The 14,499-nt window shown below is 72.7% G+C and carries 19 protein-coding genes; 13 read left to right on the forward strand and 6 right to left on the reverse strand.

What is annotated here, in order from left to right; translation table 11 throughout:
- Nucleotides 1-430, forward strand: a 430-nt coding sequence (locus RBH18_RS24325) for a hypothetical protein (protein WP_306211670.1), incomplete at its 5' end; no start/stop codon positions are given.
- On the opposite strand, the gene RBH18_RS24330 is transcribed toward RBH18_RS24325, so the two are convergent.
- Nucleotides 395-910 carry a MarR family winged helix-turn-helix transcriptional regulator gene (locus RBH18_RS24330; RefSeq protein ID WP_306211672.1) on the reverse strand — a complete coding sequence of 172 codons (516 nt, stop codon included), beginning with the start codon at nt 908-910 and terminating at the stop codon, nt 395-397. The genes RBH18_RS24325 and RBH18_RS24330 overlap by 36 nt on opposite strands.
- A gap of 56 nt (nt 911-966) precedes the next feature.
- Between RBH18_RS24330 and RBH18_RS24335 the strand changes: the two genes are divergently transcribed.
- Nucleotides 967-2,145 (forward strand): FAD-dependent monooxygenase, encoded by a 1,179-nt coding sequence (locus RBH18_RS24335; protein WP_306211674.1) that lies wholly within the window; start codon nt 967-969, stop codon nt 2,143-2,145.
- Entirely contained in the window at nt 2,142-2,900 is a 759-nt protein-coding gene (locus RBH18_RS24340; RefSeq protein ID WP_306211677.1) for an SGNH/GDSL hydrolase family protein, read from the forward strand. Before RBH18_RS24335 ends, RBH18_RS24340 begins: the two co-directional genes overlap by 4 nt.
- Here RBH18_RS24340 and RBH18_RS24345 read toward each other — a convergent pair.
- Together RBH18_RS24345 and RBH18_RS24350 are read right to left on the reverse strand one after the other, a co-directional pair.
- Nucleotides 2,887-3,135, reverse strand: a complete 249-nt coding sequence (locus RBH18_RS24345) for a hypothetical protein (RefSeq protein ID WP_306211679.1) — start codon at nt 3,133-3,135, stop codon at nt 2,887-2,889. The two genes, RBH18_RS24340 and RBH18_RS24345, sit on opposite strands and share 14 nt — an antisense overlap.
- A gap of 4 nt (nt 3,136-3,139) precedes the next feature.
- Nucleotides 3,140-3,706, reverse strand: coding sequence for a TetR/AcrR family transcriptional regulator (locus RBH18_RS24350; RefSeq protein ID WP_306211681.1), 567 nt, complete (start codon nt 3,704-3,706; stop codon nt 3,140-3,142).
- A gap of 73 nt (nt 3,707-3,779) precedes the next feature.
- On the opposite strand from RBH18_RS24350, the gene RBH18_RS24355 reads away from it, so the two are divergent.
- Genes RBH18_RS24355 through RBH18_RS24365 form a run of 3 tightly spaced genes read left to right on the forward strand, consistent with a single transcriptional unit; the run spans nt 3,780 to nt 5,686 of the window.
- Entirely contained in the window at nt 3,780-4,466 is a 687-nt protein-coding gene (locus RBH18_RS24355) for an SDR family oxidoreductase (protein WP_306211683.1), read from the forward strand.
- A gap of 60 nt (nt 4,467-4,526) precedes the next feature.
- Nucleotides 4,527-4,958: a DUF2243 domain-containing protein gene (locus RBH18_RS24360; RefSeq protein ID WP_306211685.1), complete on the forward strand. Its 432-nt coding sequence runs from the start codon at nt 4,527-4,529 to the stop codon at nt 4,956-4,958.
- Nucleotides 4,955-5,686 (forward strand): cytochrome c oxidase assembly protein, encoded by a 732-nt coding sequence (locus RBH18_RS24365; RefSeq protein ID WP_306211687.1) that lies wholly within the window; start codon nt 4,955-4,957, stop codon nt 5,684-5,686. Before RBH18_RS24360 ends, RBH18_RS24365 begins: the two co-directional genes overlap by 4 nt.
- Nucleotides 5,687-5,724: 38 nt before the next feature.
- Here the strand turns inward: RBH18_RS24365 and RBH18_RS24370 are convergent, their stop codons facing one another.
- The gene (locus RBH18_RS24370; protein ID WP_306211689.1) at nt 5,725-7,149 is read right to left on the reverse strand and encodes an amino acid permease; all 1,425 of its coding nucleotides are present in this window, start codon (nt 7,147-7,149) and stop codon (nt 5,725-5,727) included.
- 120 nt (nt 7,150-7,269) lie between these two features.
- On the opposite strand from RBH18_RS24370, the gene RBH18_RS24375 reads away from it, so the two are divergent.
- A complete protein-coding gene (locus tag RBH18_RS24375; protein ID WP_306211691.1) occupies nt 7,270-8,580 on the forward strand; it encodes an acetamidase/formamidase family protein in 1,311 nt (436 codons plus the stop codon).
- On the opposite strand, the gene RBH18_RS24380 is transcribed toward RBH18_RS24375, so the two are convergent.
- Together RBH18_RS24380 and RBH18_RS24385 are read right to left on the reverse strand one after the other, a co-directional pair.
- Nucleotides 8,568-9,749, reverse strand: coding sequence for a spore photoproduct lyase family protein (locus tag RBH18_RS24380; RefSeq protein WP_306211693.1), 1,182 nt, complete (start codon nt 9,747-9,749; stop codon nt 8,568-8,570). The two genes, RBH18_RS24375 and RBH18_RS24380, sit on opposite strands and share 13 nt — an antisense overlap.
- Before the next feature lie 30 nt (nt 9,750-9,779).
- Nucleotides 9,780-10,421, reverse strand: coding sequence for a VOC family protein (locus RBH18_RS24385; protein ID WP_306211695.1), 642 nt, complete (start codon nt 10,419-10,421; stop codon nt 9,780-9,782).
- A gap of 91 nt (nt 10,422-10,512) precedes the next feature.
- Between RBH18_RS24385 and RBH18_RS24390 the strand changes: the two genes are divergently transcribed.
- Genes RBH18_RS24390 through RBH18_RS24415 form a run of 6 tightly spaced genes read left to right on the forward strand, consistent with a single transcriptional unit; the run spans nt 10,513 to nt 14,447 of the window.
- A complete protein-coding gene (locus RBH18_RS24390; protein WP_306211697.1) occupies nt 10,513-11,688 on the forward strand; it encodes an outer membrane protein assembly factor BamB family protein in 1,176 nt (391 codons plus the stop codon).
- Between the two features lie 52 nt (nt 11,689-11,740).
- On the forward strand, nt 11,741-12,097 hold the full coding sequence (locus tag RBH18_RS24395; RefSeq protein WP_306211699.1) for a nucleotide pyrophosphohydrolase: 357 nt from the start codon (nt 11,741-11,743) through the stop codon (nt 12,095-12,097).
- A gap of 46 nt (nt 12,098-12,143) precedes the next feature.
- Nucleotides 12,144-12,710, forward strand: a complete 567-nt coding sequence (locus RBH18_RS24400) for a nucleosidase (RefSeq protein WP_306211735.1) — start codon at nt 12,144-12,146, stop codon at nt 12,708-12,710.
- On the forward strand, nt 12,710-13,072 hold the full coding sequence (locus RBH18_RS24405; RefSeq protein ID WP_306211701.1) for a DUF2203 domain-containing protein: 363 nt from the start codon (nt 12,710-12,712) through the stop codon (nt 13,070-13,072). Before RBH18_RS24400 ends, RBH18_RS24405 begins: the two co-directional genes overlap by 1 nt.
- Nucleotides 13,069-13,728 carry a YqeB family protein gene (locus RBH18_RS24410; RefSeq protein WP_306211703.1) on the forward strand — a complete coding sequence of 220 codons (660 nt, stop codon included), beginning with the start codon at nt 13,069-13,071 and terminating at the stop codon, nt 13,726-13,728. The genes RBH18_RS24405 and RBH18_RS24410 overlap by 4 nt, the downstream gene beginning before the upstream one ends.
- Nucleotides 13,728-14,447 (forward strand): 3-keto-5-aminohexanoate cleavage protein, encoded by a 720-nt coding sequence (locus RBH18_RS24415; protein WP_306211737.1) that lies wholly within the window; start codon nt 13,728-13,730, stop codon nt 14,445-14,447. Before RBH18_RS24410 ends, RBH18_RS24415 begins: the two co-directional genes overlap by 1 nt.
- Nucleotides 14,448-14,499: the final 52 nt, after the last annotated feature.

A 14,499-nucleotide genomic window follows, 5' to 3' on the forward strand; every position in this document is an offset into this window, starting at 1 on the left:
CGTGGCGGGGCACGGCGGGGTGAGCGGCGGGTTCCGGACGCGGTTGTGGTCGGTGCCGGCGCGGCGCACGGCGGTGGCGGTGCTCGCGGTCGGCGATCGCAGCGGCGGGCGGCTGCCGCAGCTCGAGGACGCGGTGCTGGACATCGCCCTGGACGCGGTCGAGGCGGCGACGGGGTTGCGCGAGCCGGCGCTGCGACCCGGGCCGATGCGGGACGACCCGCAGGCGTACGCCGGACGCTGGGGCGAGCACGAGGTGGTCGCGGACGGCGACGCACTGCTGGTCTCGGGGGTGCGCGCGATGCCGTTCGGCGGTGACAGTTTCGTGGTGCCGGGGGTGTCCGCGCCGCGGCGGCACGTCGACTTCCTGCGTGACGCCGCGGGTGACCTGGCGTTCCTACGCGTCGGGCTGCTTTGCTCCGCGCGTGGCTGACAGGCGCTTGTTCGCGCGGTCGCTGGCCGCGGTGAGCCGCTCGACGAAGGCCACCACCTGACGCAGGTCCTCGACGCCGGTGCCGGTGAGGACCTCGGCGATCTCGGCGCCGGCGAAGGCGAGGAAGGCGCGCGCCTGCTCCCGGGCGGCCGGCTCGGGCCGCAGGGTGACGCGGCGCCGGTCGGCGTGCTCGCGGCTGCGGCGGATGTGGCCCGCCGTCTCGAGCCGGTTGAGCAGCACGGTGGTGGCGCCCGAGGTCATGCCGATCTGGCGGGACAGGTCCGCCGGGGTGAGCGGCCTGCCGTCCTCGGCCGCCCAGATGATGTGGCCCAGGGCGTTGGCGTCCGAGGTGGGCAGGCTCATCCAGGCCGCCAGGTGCTGGTTGAGCTCGGCGAAGCTGACGGCCCAGTCGCGCAGCCGCTGCATCGCGGCGGTCTGCTCGGGGAGCCAGTCGGCGGTCAGCGGGTCCACGGTCGCCATGCAAATCCCTTCACTGTGTAGTAGCTTTACTCTAAAGCTTCTAGGGAGGACATCCTATGCCGTCAGCAGTGATCTCCGGGGCCAGCATCGCCGGGCTGTCCGCCGCCTTCTGGCTGCGCCGCACCGGCTGGGACGTGACCGTGATCGAGCGCGCGCCGGCCTTCCGCGACGGCGGGCAGAACGTCGACGTGCGCGGCGTCGCCCGCGAGGTACTCACCCGCATGGGCCTCTTCGACGTGGTCAAGGCGCTCAACACCACCGAGACGGGCACGGTCCTGGTCGACGCCGCCGGCAACGTGCGCGCCGAGCTGCCGTCGCAGGGCCCGGACGGCGCGACGGCCGAGCTGGAGGTGCTGCGCGGCGACTTCGCCCGCGCGATCCTCGAGCACCTGCCGCCGGGCGTCGAGATGATCTACGGCGACACGGTCAGCGAGATGACCGGCAGTGACGTCACCACGGCCGGCGGACGCAGCCTGCGGGCCGATCTGCTGGTCGTCGCCGAGGGGGTCCGGTCGGCGACCCGCGACCGGCTCTTCGGCCCGGCGGTCGACCGGCGCGAGCTGGGCATCACCATGGTCTTCGGCACGATCCCGCGCACGCCGGCCGACGACGACCGCTGGCGCTGGCACAACGCGGTCGGCGGACGTCAGATCCACCTGCGCCCCGACAACCACGGCACCACTCGCGCGATCCTCTCCTACGCCGGCGGCGACGACCTCACGCGGCTCGACCGGCCGGAGGCCCTCGCCCGGGTCAGGGAACGATACGCCGACGCCGGCTGGGAGGCGCCGCGGATCCTCGACGGCTTCGACGCCTCCGACGACGTCTACATCGACCAGCTCGCCCAGATCCGCATGCCGGCCTGGCACCGCGGCCGGGTGGTGCTCGCCGGCGACGCCGCCTGGTGCGTGACCCCGATGGGCGGCGGGGGCGCGTCGCTCGCCCTCACCAGCGGGTACGTCCTGGCGGCGTACCTGGCCTCGGCAGAGCTCCCCGAGGCGCTCGCCGCCTACGAGACGTGGATGCGCCCGCTGGTCGACGACGTGCAGAAGCTGCCGCCGGGGCTGAAGCACTTCGCGTACCCGCGGACCAGGCTGGGCCTCGCCGCCCGCGGCGTGGCCGACAGGCTCCTCACCTCCCGGCTGTTCGCCCCGATCGCGGCCAGGCTCACCGAGGTCGCCGCCACCGACCGCCCGCTCCCCGAGATCCCCGCGCGCCCTAAACTTGCGCAATGAGCATGAGGTACGCGGCGGTGGGCGACAGCTACTCCGAGGGGATGGGGGACGAGCTGCCCGACGGCACTCCCCGCGGCTGGACGGATCTCGTCGCCGCGGGGCTGGCGGGCGGGTCGGACGAGCCGGTGGAGTACGCCAACTTCGCGGTGCGCGGGCGGCTGCTCGAGCCGATCGTGCGGGAGCAGGTGGAGGCGGCGCTCGCGCTGTCGCCCGCGCCGACGCTGATGACGCTCAACGGGGGCGGCAACGACATGATGCGGCCGGGCACCGACACCCCGAAGCTGATCGGGCTGATCGAGCAGGCCGTGCGGCGCATCACCGAGGCGGGCGTGCGCCTGGTCGTGGTCAGCGGGGCGGACCCGTCGGCGCGGCTGCCCTTCGGGGCGATGATGCGCAAGCGCGGCGAGATTTTGACCCGGGCGACGGTCCAGCTGGCCGACCGGTACGGGTTCCAGCTCGTCGACGTGTTCCACGACACCGAGATCCGGCGCTCGGCGTACTGGTCGGCCGACCGGCTGCACCTCAACGCCGCGGGGCATCAGCGGGTCGCCGGGCTGGTGCTGAGCGCGCTGGGCCACGAGCGGGCGGCGCACGCCGTCGACCCCGGCCCGGAGGAGAGCCGCCGGCTGCTGCAGGAGGCCAGGTACTACCGCGAGCACGTGTTGCCGTGGGTGACCCGCCGGCTGCGCGGGCAGTCGTCGGGCGACAACCGGACGGGCAAGTACGTCACGTGGACCCCGATCAGCGCGGGCTGACCGGGGTCCGGCGGAAGGGTCGGCGGCGGGCGGCGGGCAGCGCCGCAGGACCCTCTCGCCGGCAGCGTCGAGGCGCCGCCGGGAGGTGGCGAGCACCGTCCGCCCGCAGCCGGTAGCCGCCCGGTTCGTGCACGATCGCGTCCGCCCCGATGCGGCGCCGCAGCCGGGAGATGTAGCTGTGCAGCCCGTCGCGGCGCAGCTCCACGGGCCCCGGCAGGGCGACGTCGATGCCCACGCGGTCATTCTCGGCCGAACAGGATGCTCCGCAACACCCTCGTGAGGTGTGCCGCCACCTCGTCGGGGGTCATCGTGGCGAGCGGGCCGGTCCGGGCGATGTAGCGGTTGACCGTGACGCCGATCAGCTGCGCGCCGAGCATCGCCACGCGGGCCTCGATGTCGTCGCCGTCCATGAGCTTGCGGTAGGCCTCGATGCTGTTGCGCGCCATCGCCTCGAGCAGGGTGGCCGCGGCCTGCTGGTCGGTGCCGACGCTGCGCAGGAGCACGACGAGCGGGTCGGCGGCGGCGCCGGCCTCCATGCGGTCGACGTAGGCGCGGGCGACCCGCTCGGGCAGGGTCGCCGGGTCGCCGGTGACGACCTCGTCCAGCTCGCGGTGCCCCGGCACGGCCGCCAGGAACAGCTGCTCCTTCGACCCGAACTGGCGCAGGACCAGCCCGTGGGTCACGCCGGCGCGCGCGGCGATGTCGCGCACGGTCGCGCCGGCGAATCCGCGCTCGCCGAAGCTGGCGCGGGCGGCCTCGAGGATGGCCCGGCGATGGCCTTCGGGATCACGGCGGTGGGGGCTCACGGGTCCACCGTAGCCGAGGTACGCTCTTAATGACCACGTGGTCATTAAGCTTCTCCCGGGAGGGACACCCACCATGACCAGCGCAGTCATCATCGGAGGCACCGCCGGCATCGGCCGCCACATCGCCGAGCGCTACGCGAGCCGCGGCGACTCGGTCGTCATCGCCGGCCGCGACACCGCCCGCGCCGAGGCCGTCGCCAAGGAGATCGGCGCGGGCGTCACGGGCCTCGGCGTCGACCTGGCGCACCCCGAGACCATCGCGGCCTCGCTCGCCGGGGTCGGCGCGGTCGACCACCTGATCATCACGGCCTCGCACCAGCAGCCCAACACGTTCAAGAACTTCGACATCACCGGCGCGGTCACCGCCGTCACGACCAAGCTCGTCGGGTACGCCGAGACCGTGCGCGCCCTGCACGACCGGTTCACCCCCGGCGGGGCCGTCGTGCTGTTCGGCGGGCTCGCCAAGGAGCGCCCCTACCCGGGGTCCACGGTGGTCACCACGTTCAACGGCGGCATCACCGGGCTCGTGAAGACCCTCGCCGTCGAGGCCGCCCCGATCCGCGTCAACGCCCTGCACCCGGCGCTGGTCGGCGACAGCCCGCGCTGGGCCGGCGCCGACCTCGGGCACGCGGTCGCCCGCACCCCGATCGGGCGGCTGGTCACCCTCGACGAGGTCGCCGACGCGACGGAGTTCCTGCTGCGCAACGGCGGCATGAACGGCCACGACCTGTTCGTCGACGGCGGCATCCTCACGCAGTGACCGTTTGACCTGGGGCGGGCGGGGAATGCGTCGGCGTCCCCGCCCCCAGGAGGTGCTGTCATGTCCGCAGCCGGTCGCAACACTCTTTCCGGGGTGCTGCTCGGCCTGGGCGTCGCCGGCTTCGTCGACGAGACGGTGTTCCACCAGCTGCTGCACTGGCACCACTTCTACGACAAGTCGACCCCGGCGGCGGGGCTGGTGTCCGACGGCATCTTCCACGCGTTCAGCTGGTTTTCCACGATCGCCGCGCTGTTCCTGCTCGCGGACCTGCGGCGGCGCGCCGCCTTCGAGCGCCTGTCCTGGTGGGGCGGGCTGCTGGCGGGCGCCGGCGCCTTCCAGCTGTACGACGGCACGGTGCAGCACAAGCTCCTGCGGCTGCACCAGATCCGCTACCACGTGGACCTCACCCCGTACGACTGGACCTGGAACGTCATCGCCGTCGCCCTGCTGCTCGCGGGCGTCGCGTTGCTGGCCCGGGCCCGGCGCCGATGATCCTGCCGGCCCTGCTGTACGCCGCCGGCATGCTGGCCGTACACCGCAAAGGCAGCTGGTGGCCCACCGAGCGGGCAGCCTGCTGGATGGCGGGAGTCCTCGCCGCGTCCCTCGCCGTGCACGGCCCGCTCGCCGCAGCCGCGCACCACGACGTCGCCGCCCACACCGTCGCGCACCTGCTGCTCGGCATGACCGCTCCCCTGCTGCTGGTCCTCGGCGCGCCCGTGACCCTCGCCCTGCGCGCCCTGCCGGTGCCCCAGGCCCGCGCACTGTCGCACCTGCTGCGCAGCCGCCCGGTACGCGTCGTCACGCACCCGGTGACCGCGGCCGTCCTCAACGCCGCCGGCCTGTGGGCGATCTACCTGACCGGCCTGCACCGGGCGACCGGGCTCGTCCAGCTGCACATCCTCGCGTCCGGTTACCTGTTCACGGCCGCGATCATCGGCGTCGACCCGGCCCCGCACCGGCCGGGCCGCACGGTCCGCGCCGCCGCCCTGATCGGCTTCCTCGCCGCCCACGGCATCCTCGCCAAGTACCTCGGCTCCCCGCTCATGTACTACGGCGGCGACGCCATCGACCTGGTGCTCATCGTCCTGTTCTGCCGCGAGTGGTACCAGGCCGCCGACCCGCACCATCGCCGGAGCCGCCGCATCCCCGGCACCCGCCCGCCGCGCGTGCCGTGGCGCCTGCCCGACGAGCTCAGGACCGCGGGTGGTAGGTCATCGTGACCTGCACGGCGGCGATGTAGCGGCGGTGCGCGTAGGCGTCACGGGACAGCGCCGCCACGTCGAGGGGAATCGGTGCGGTTGAGGCGGGAGTGGTGGCGGCTGTAGAACCAGTAGACCAGGGCGCCCAGGACGAACCAGACGGCGAAGCGGAGCCAGGTCACCGGGTCCAGGAAGGTGATCAGCCAGATCGAGAAGATGATGCCGACGATCGGGATCACCGGCATCCAGGGGAGGCGGAAGGCGCGCGGCGCGTCGGGGCGGCGGTAGCGCAGGACGATCACCGCGACGCAGACCACGACGAAGGCGAGCAGGATGCCGATGTTCGTCAGCTCGGCGGCCTCGCGGATCGGCAGGAAGCCCGCGATGATCGCGGACGCGATGCCGGCGATCCACGTCACGCGGGACGGGACGCGGCGGCGGGGGTGCAGCTTGGCGAACCAGGCGGGGAGCAGGCCGTCGCGGCTCATGGCGTACCAGACGCGGGTGACGCCGAGCATGAAGGTGAACATCACGGTGAGGATGCCGATGATGGCGCCGACGGCGATGACGTCGGCCAGGCCGCTGAGGCCCACGGCGGCGAAGGCGGAGGAGAAGCCGCTCTCCGGGTCGATCTCGCGGTAGTCCTGCATGCCGGTCAGCACGAGCGTCGCCAGCACATAGAGGACCATGGAGATCAGCAGGGAGTAGATGATCGCTCGGGGCAGGTGGCGCCGGGCGTCCTTGGACTCCTCCGCGGCGGTGCTCATCGCGTCGTAGCCGAACACCGCGAAGAACACCGTGGCGGCGCCGGTGATCGCCCCGCTGATGCCGAACGGGAAAAACGGCTGGTAGTTCTGCGACCGTACGTGGAAGAAGCCGACGATGACGACCAGCAGGACCACCGCGATCTTGATCGCGACCACGGCCGTCTCGGCGCGCGCGGCCGCGCGGATCCCCCGATTGAGCAGGTACGCGATGAGCAGGCACAACACCATCGCGAACAGGTCGACCACGTGCCCGTCGCCGGTGCCGGGCGCGCCGAGCATCCATGCGGGCAGGTCGGCGCCGAGCTCGCCCATGAGGAACGAGAAGTATCCCGAGATGCCGATCGCGACCACCGAGACGATCGCCGTGTACTCCAGCAGCAGGTCCCAGCCGATGAACCAGCCGACCACCTCGCCGAGCACGACATAGCCGTACGTGTAGGCGGACCCGGCCTTGGGGATCATGCCCGCGAACTCGGCGTAGGACAGCGCCGCCGCCGCGCTCGCGATGCCCGCCAGCAGGAACGAGACGAGCACCGCCGGCCCGGCCGTCTCGTGCGCCACCGCCCCGGCCAGCGCGAAGATCCCCGCCCCGATGATGCCGCCCACCCCGATGGCGGTCAGCTGCCACAGGCCGAGCGACCGGGTCAGATGGCCGCTGCCCTCGTCGCTCACGTCGTCGAGGGGCTTGCGGCGGAACAGATCAGAAGTCGCCGTCATGCTCTTGGCGTACCACGTTCGCGGCGGTTTCGCATCCATGCCCATGGATCAATTGATCGATTAACTTCGCCGTCACGCGGTGGCGACAGGGCGGATACGGCGCCCTCGTAGAACTGCGGCATGGACGGTGCATCGTGGATCAGGAGCGCGCTCGGGCGGCGTACCTTCCTGCGGGCGGTCGCGGCCGCCGGGGCGGGCGGTGCCGTGTCCGGTGCGGCCTCCGCGCCCGCCGCGGCCGGGGGCATCGGGCAGATCCTGCAGCCGGGCAAGGGACCGATCCACGGCAAGCACTACCTGCGGTCGCGTCCCGACGAGGTGCGCTGGGGATACGTGCCGTCCACCACGGCGTCCCCGGTGCTGCGGATGCGCTCCGGCGAGACCGTCACCGTGGACACGATCTCGCACGAGGGCATCCTGGAGGACCAGGGGCGGGATCCGGTCGCGTGGTTCGGCGGGCACGGCGTCGCGCGGGGCGAGGTGCTGACCGACGCGGTCGCCGTGGCGCGGTCCTACGACCGGACCGTCCGGAACTTCGACGTCGACGGCCCGCACGTGGTGACCGGGCCGATCCACGTGGACGGGGCCGCCCCGGGGGACGTCCTCAAGATCGAGGTGTTGTCCGTCCTGCCGCGGGTGCCGTACGGCGTGGTGTCCAGCCGGCACGGCAAGGGTGCGCTGCCGCGCCTGGCCGGGGGCGCGGTGCCGGCCGGGATCACCGAGGCCGAGATCATGCCGCCGGTCGCCACCGACGGCCGCCCCACCGGCGATCCGGTCCGCTACGGCAACGTGTCCGTCTTCACGCCCGTCCGCGCGAGCCGGCGCGGCCTGACCGGCGTCATGCCCGGCGTCGCGTTCCCGCTGAATCCCTTCATGGGCATGATGGGCGTCGCCTTCGCCGCGGCGGGATCCCTGACGGACGCCACGTTGAACTCGATCCCGCCGACGCTGGGCGGCGGCAACATCGACATCAACCTGCTCGGCCGGGGCGCCACGTTCTACCTGCCGGTGTTCGCGGAGGGCGCCCTGTTCTACGCCGGCGACCCGCACCTGGCGATGGGCAACGGCGAGGTGGCGCTGACGGCGATGGAGGGCTCGCTGCGCGCCACGTACCGGCTGACGGTCGTCAAGCCCGGCAAGCGCGGGGCGCCGTCGGTGGCCTTCGGATACCCGTTCGCCGAGACCGCCGACGCGTGGGTGCCGATCGGCCTGTCCGACCCCGACGGCAGCATCGGCGGCCAGGGCAGCGATCTCGACATCGCCATGCGGCGCGCGGTGGTCAACGCCCTGGACTTCCTCGAGCACGACCGGGGCATGGACCGCGCGATCGCGTACGCCTATCTGTCCGCCGCCGCGAACTTCGAGGTCTCCCAGGTCGTCGACCGCACCGTCGGGGTGCACGCGGTGATCCCGAAGGCGCATCAGGTCCAGTAGAGGATGCGGCAGGCGGGGAGGCGCTCGGCGAGCTCGGACTCGAACCAGCCGCGCAGGGCCTTCATCGTCTCGGGCGGGTAGACGTACTTGACCGCGCCGAACTTGCCGTGCTTGCGGGAGCGGGTGCTCTCGTCGAGGTCCAGCCTGGTGCGCGGGTACCAGCCGAGCAGCACCTCCTTGCTGCCCGGGGTGAACCGGTGGGTGATCAGCTCGGCGGTCAGGTCGAGGCCCGGGATGCCGTCCACGGCGGCGGCGACGGCATCCAGCAGCGCGGCGTAGTGGATCCGCCAGTCCGGCAGCGCCATGATCGGCGCGATGGTCAGCCCCACCGGATAGCCGTCGAGCGCCAGCCGCCGCAGCGCCGCGAGCCGGTCCTCGAGCGTGGCGGTGCCGCCCTCCAGACGCGTGGTCACCGGGGTGCAGTTCACGCTGAACCGGACCCGGGTACGCCCGCCGTGGCCGAGCCCCACGAAGCCGCCCACGTCGTCGAACTTCGTCGTCCAGCGCAGCTGCACCGGGGCGTCCCAGGCGCCGAAGTGCTCGACGGCGCGCCGCCAGCCGCCGGTGAGGTGCTCCAACGCGAGCGGATCGGTGTAGCAGGACGCCTCGAAGGTCGTTCCCTCGTGGCGCCGGGCGTCCTTGCGGCTGGTGATCGTGCCCCGGCCGGCGTACTCGGCGAGCCCGGCGAGGATGTCGTCGAGGTCGGCGTACACGCGGGTCACGGGCGGCCCGGACAGCGAGCCCGCCAGATAGCAGTACTGGCAGTGCGCCGGGCAGCCCTCCGCCAGGTCGAACCGCCAGTCCGCGCTCGGCGCGATCGGCTGCAGCTTGCGCCGCGACGGCGGGCTCACCACGATCGCGAGGGTGCTCTTCGCCCGGGCGTACGTCTCCCGTTCGCTCGCGCCGCGGATCCCGCTGAGCCGGTTGGATCCCAGCCGCTCCACTTCGAGCCCCAGCTCCTCGACGCGGGACATGATCCGCAGCCCGTGCGGGTGGTCGTAGGCCGCGGGTGTGGCGACCACGCGCTTCGGCATCCACCGGCGCCCCGGTCGCGCGGGCGGCGCGACGGCGCTCAGATCGTGCGTCACGACCTCCTCCCCGCTCGCGCTGTGCGGCGCGGGCGGCGAGTCGGGCGCGAGCGTGGCGGCCAGGTCAACGGTGTCGGTCACCCCCGGAGACGTACCCCGGCCTGGGCTTTTCTATCGGTCCTGCCACGTGCACAGGCAGACGCGGTTGCCCTCGGGATCGGCGAGGACCCAGAACGACGGCGCCTCGGAGTCGTCGACGAGCGCTCCCCCGGCCGCGACGGCGGCGTCGATGCGGGGCCGCACCTGCGCCGGGTCGACCCAGATGTCCGGATGCCAGCGCTGGCGCGGCTCCTCGCTGCCGGACTGCTGGAACCAGACGGCCGGGAGGACGCCGTGGGGATCGCGCACGTCGCCGTCGACCACCTCGGCGCCGAGCACGGCGGCCCAGAACGGCATCAGCGGCGCCGCCTGCGGGGTGTCGAGGCCCAGCTCGATCAGGCTGACGCTCGCGCACTCCTGGGCGAGGCCGGCGCCCGCGATCAGGGTGGAGATCGCCCGGGCCAGACGCACGTCGCGGCCGGTGACGCCGCCGGTGTCGTAGCTGGTCAGGGTGATGTCGACGAAGGTGTACCGCAGGGCGAGATCGGGATGGTGGTCGCGGCGCTCGGCCTCGGCGGCGATCGCGTTGACCAGCGCCAGCCCGGTGGTGAAGTCGGGCGTGGCCACGCGGGTGCGCAGCCGGTTGAGGAAGTACGTCCAGCCGGTGAGCTTCTCGTCGGCGATCTGCTGCCCCGTGAGCCTCTCGGATGCCATGCCGCCAGCGTAGGACCCGCCGCGACGGCCCGCCCCCGGCCCTGCCGCTACCCTGATTCCGACATATCGGGCAAAGTTCGTTGGAGGATGGGTGTTCGCTGCACGTTGCCTGCGGATCGGGCTGACCGCCGGAGTCGCCTCGCTGACCTTGATCGGGGCGGCCACGTCCGGCGCCGCCGCGGACGCCGCCTCCGCCGGTGCTTGGGCGCAGCCCGGGTACGGTCCCGGGCAGACCTACTACAACCCGGGCGAGACCACCATCAACGCCACCACGATGGGCAAGGTCGCCGACCGCTTCACGACCGACCTGCCCGAGGCGGCCGGCGAGTCCTGCACCCGCCCGGCGCCGCCGCTCGTCTCCGGCGGCCGCGTGTTCGTGGCCGACACCACGGGCATCGGCGCCTATGCGGCCGGCACCGGCAAACCGCTGTGGCAGCACACGTGGCAGAACCCGGAGGACAAGTCCACGCCGTACCTGGCCGTCAGCAACGGTCTGCTCCTGGCCGGCACCAGCGGCTGCCAGTCGGCGAGCGACCCCAACGGCACTGTGCGCGCCTTGGACGTGACGAACGGCAGGCAGCGCTGGGCACAGGAATTCGACACGCCCGTCGACTCGCTGGTCGTCGACCGGAGTGTCGTGGCCGTGGGCGGGGAGTCCGAGTCGGACCTGCCGACCGTACGCGGCCTCGACGTCACCACCGGCCGCCTGCGCTGGACCCTCCCCCGCTTCACGTCCCCGGGCGTGGCGTCCCAGGGGCGCCTGCTGCTCACCCGCACCACGGCCGCGCAGATGGTGGCCGTCAACGTCACCACCGGCAAGGCCCTCTGGACCAGGCCCCAGAAGTGGCAGGCCGAGATGGCCACCGCCGACCGCTTCTTCGTCACCAACGGCGCCGGCACCCTGATCAGCCTCAACGCGGTCAACGGCGCCTCCCAGTGGACCGCCCCGAAGGCCGCCGGCCGCAACGCCACCGACGGCCGCCGCATCTACCACCCCACCGGCCGCACCGTCGAAGCCTTCGACGTCACAACCGGCAAACGCGTCTGGTGGCGCACCTTCCTCGGCGACGTGGGACAGCCGGTCCGCGCCGGAGGCCTCGTCTACGCCGCTGTCCAGGGCCGGACCGTCGGAGTCATGAACGCCGCCAACGGTCAGCCCATCGCCACGACCTGGACCAGCGGCCTGGCCTCCACCAACCGGGTGACCGTGGCCGCCGGCCACATCTACACCGTCGCCGGCAACACCCTGACCGGCAGCGGCCTCTGACCAGCGCCTCGTATCGTCGACCCCACGACCATCGCAGGCGACGGGTGACGGGATGGATGTGGACGATCTCCGCGAGCAGGTGCGGGCCTTCGCGGTGCAGCGGGACTGGGAACAGTTCCACACGCCGAAGAACCTGGCCATGGCCCTGGCCGGCGAGGTGGGCGAGCTGCTGGCCGAGCTGCAATGGCTCACCCCCGAGCAGTCGAGCTCGGTCATGCAGAGCGATCTCGCCGGCCAGGTCCGGGCGGAGCTGGGCGACGTCATGATCTACCTGGTCCGGCTGGCGGACGTGCTCGGCGTCGATCTCGTCGAGGCCGCCCGGGACAAACTCGCCGACTCCGGCCGGCGGTACCCGGCGGACCAGGTCCGCGGCTCGGCGGCCAAGGCGCGGCGGCCGACCGGCTCCTGAGGGGACCGGTGCCGTCGTGGTCCTTGGCTAGGATCGCCGGGTGGACATGGTGGGGTTGATCGAGGCCGGGCGGCCGCTGGTGGTCGTGGCGGTGCCGGCGGAGGCGGAGCATCTCGGGACGGATCTGCCGGTGCTCGTCACGGGGATGGGCAAGGTCAACGCGGCGCTGGCGGTGGGGGCCGCGCTCGGCGGCGGGCCGCGGCCCAGCGAGATCATCAATCTGGGTACGGCCGGCGGCCTGCGCCCCGGCGTCACCGGCATCCACGTCGTCGGCACGGTGCTGCAGCATGATCTCGACGGCGACGTGCTGTTCAAGCTGACCGGGGAGGTCACCGGGCCGCCGCTGCTGGTCGGGGATCCGGAGGGGCCCGTGCTGGCCACCGGGGACGCGTTCGTCAGCGACGACGCGGCCCGGGACCGGCTGGCCCGGGATGCCTCCCTGGTCGACATGGAGGGTTATGCCGTTGCGGCCGCCGCCCGGCAGTTCGGGGTGCCGGTGCGGCTGGTGAAGCATGTCAGCGACGACGCCGGGGCCGGGGCCGCCAAGAGCTGGCAGCAGTCGGTGGCGGACTGTTCGCGGCTGCTCGGGGCCTGGCTGGCGGAGCATCGCTGATGGGGCTCTTCATGGTGGAGGAGGCGCGCGCCGAACTCGCGACGCTGCTGCCCGTGCTCGAGGAGATCGTGGCGCGGCGCGCGGACATGGTGGAGCTTTCCGCGGCGCTGGTGCCCGGCGGGCAGACCACGGATCTGGGCGGTCTGCCCGAGCGGAAGGCCGTCGAGGCGCGGCTCGACGAATTGATGACGACGGTGCAGCAGACCGGCGCGGAATTGAAGGGCATGGCGCCTCTGCTCCTCGACTTCCCGGCCGACCTCGACGGGGTGCCGGTGCTGTTGTGCTGGCTCGAGGGTGAGACCGAACTGACCTGGTACCACCGCGCCGACCTCGGATTCGCGGGAAGGCGCCGGTTGCCGTGAAGCCCACGGTCGTCGCCCATCCGGCGTGGGTCTACTACGGGCTGATCCCGGTGGTGGGCGGGGCCGTCCTGCTCGGGGCGGAGCGGGCCGCCGGCTGGTTGCTCGATCTGCCGTGGGTGCCTCTGCGGTTCGCGCTGGAATGGCTCGATTCGGTTCCCGATCCGGCCGCGTCGGTCGTGGCGGCGGCGATCGGACTCGTCGGCGGATCGGTCATCGGGGCGATCGGGCGCTACGAGGATCTGCGGATCAGCGTCGACGGCACGGCCGCGGTGATCACCCGCAAGGGCCACACCCACACCATTTCCCGTACGGACACCAGCGCCGTGTTCCTCGACGACGACCACCTCGTGATCCTCGGCCGCGACTCCACCGAGCTGGTCCGCGAGGAGTCGGATCTGCAGGACGACCGGGTGGCCGCCGCGTTCCGCGAGCACGGCTTCCCGTGGCGCGACGGCGACCCGTACGGTGCGCTTTTCCGGCGCTGGGTCCCGGAGCTGCCGGACCTGTCGCCGGCCGAGCACGCCTTGCTGAAAGCGCGCGAACGTGCGCTCGCCAAGAAGGACGCGGGCGACGCGGAAGAACTGCGCCGGGAACTCGCCAAGGAGGGCATCGTCGTGCGCGACACCGGCGGGTCCCAGCATTGGCGCCGGGCATGATGCTGCAGGTGACGCCGAACGGGCCGTGGGGCAAAGATGTCCATCCGGGCATGCCGGTGTCGCTCGGCGAGGTACTCGCGGAGCTGCGGGAGTGTTTCGCGGCCGGGGCAACCGGGGTGCATCTGCATGTCCGGGACGCGGCCGGGGCCGAGACGCTGGATCCGGCCGTGGTGAACGAGACGTGCCGGCGGGTGCGCGAGCTCGATCCGACGGTCGAGATCGGATTGACCACCGGGGCGTGGATCGTGCCGGATCTTCGCGAGCGCGTGGCGATGATCCGGGAGTGGGAAGGCGTCGACTGCGCGACGGTCAATCTCTCCGAGGACGGCTTCGAGCGGGTCATGGCGGCGATGACCGACGTCGGCATCGGCATTGACGTCGGCTTGTGGGCGCCCGCCGAGCTGCCGCGGGCCCGGGGCATTCTCCCGCAGGCGCGGCGGATCAGCATCGAGCTCGATGCGGGCGAGCCCTATTTCCTCACCGGGGAGCCGGCCGCGATCGCGCAGCACATCAACGACGCGCTGGATGCGGCCGGCTCCACGTGTCCGCGGCTCACGCACGGCATGAACGAGTGGACCTGGCCCCTGGTGCGTGACGCGTTCCGGCGCGGGCACGACACGCGGGTCGGTTTCGAGGACTCCGTCCTGCTGCCGGACGGGAGCACCGCGCGCAGCAATGCCGATCTGGTGCGGGCGGCGAAGGAATTAAAGGGCCAGTAGCGCCGCGGCGACCTCGTCGGGATGGGTCAGGCTGGTCCCTCGACGACGCCGA

Origin of the sequence: Actinoplanes oryzae, assembly GCF_030757795.1 — a bacterium.
GTDB lineage: Bacteria > Actinomycetota > Actinomycetes > Mycobacteriales > Micromonosporaceae > Actinoplanes.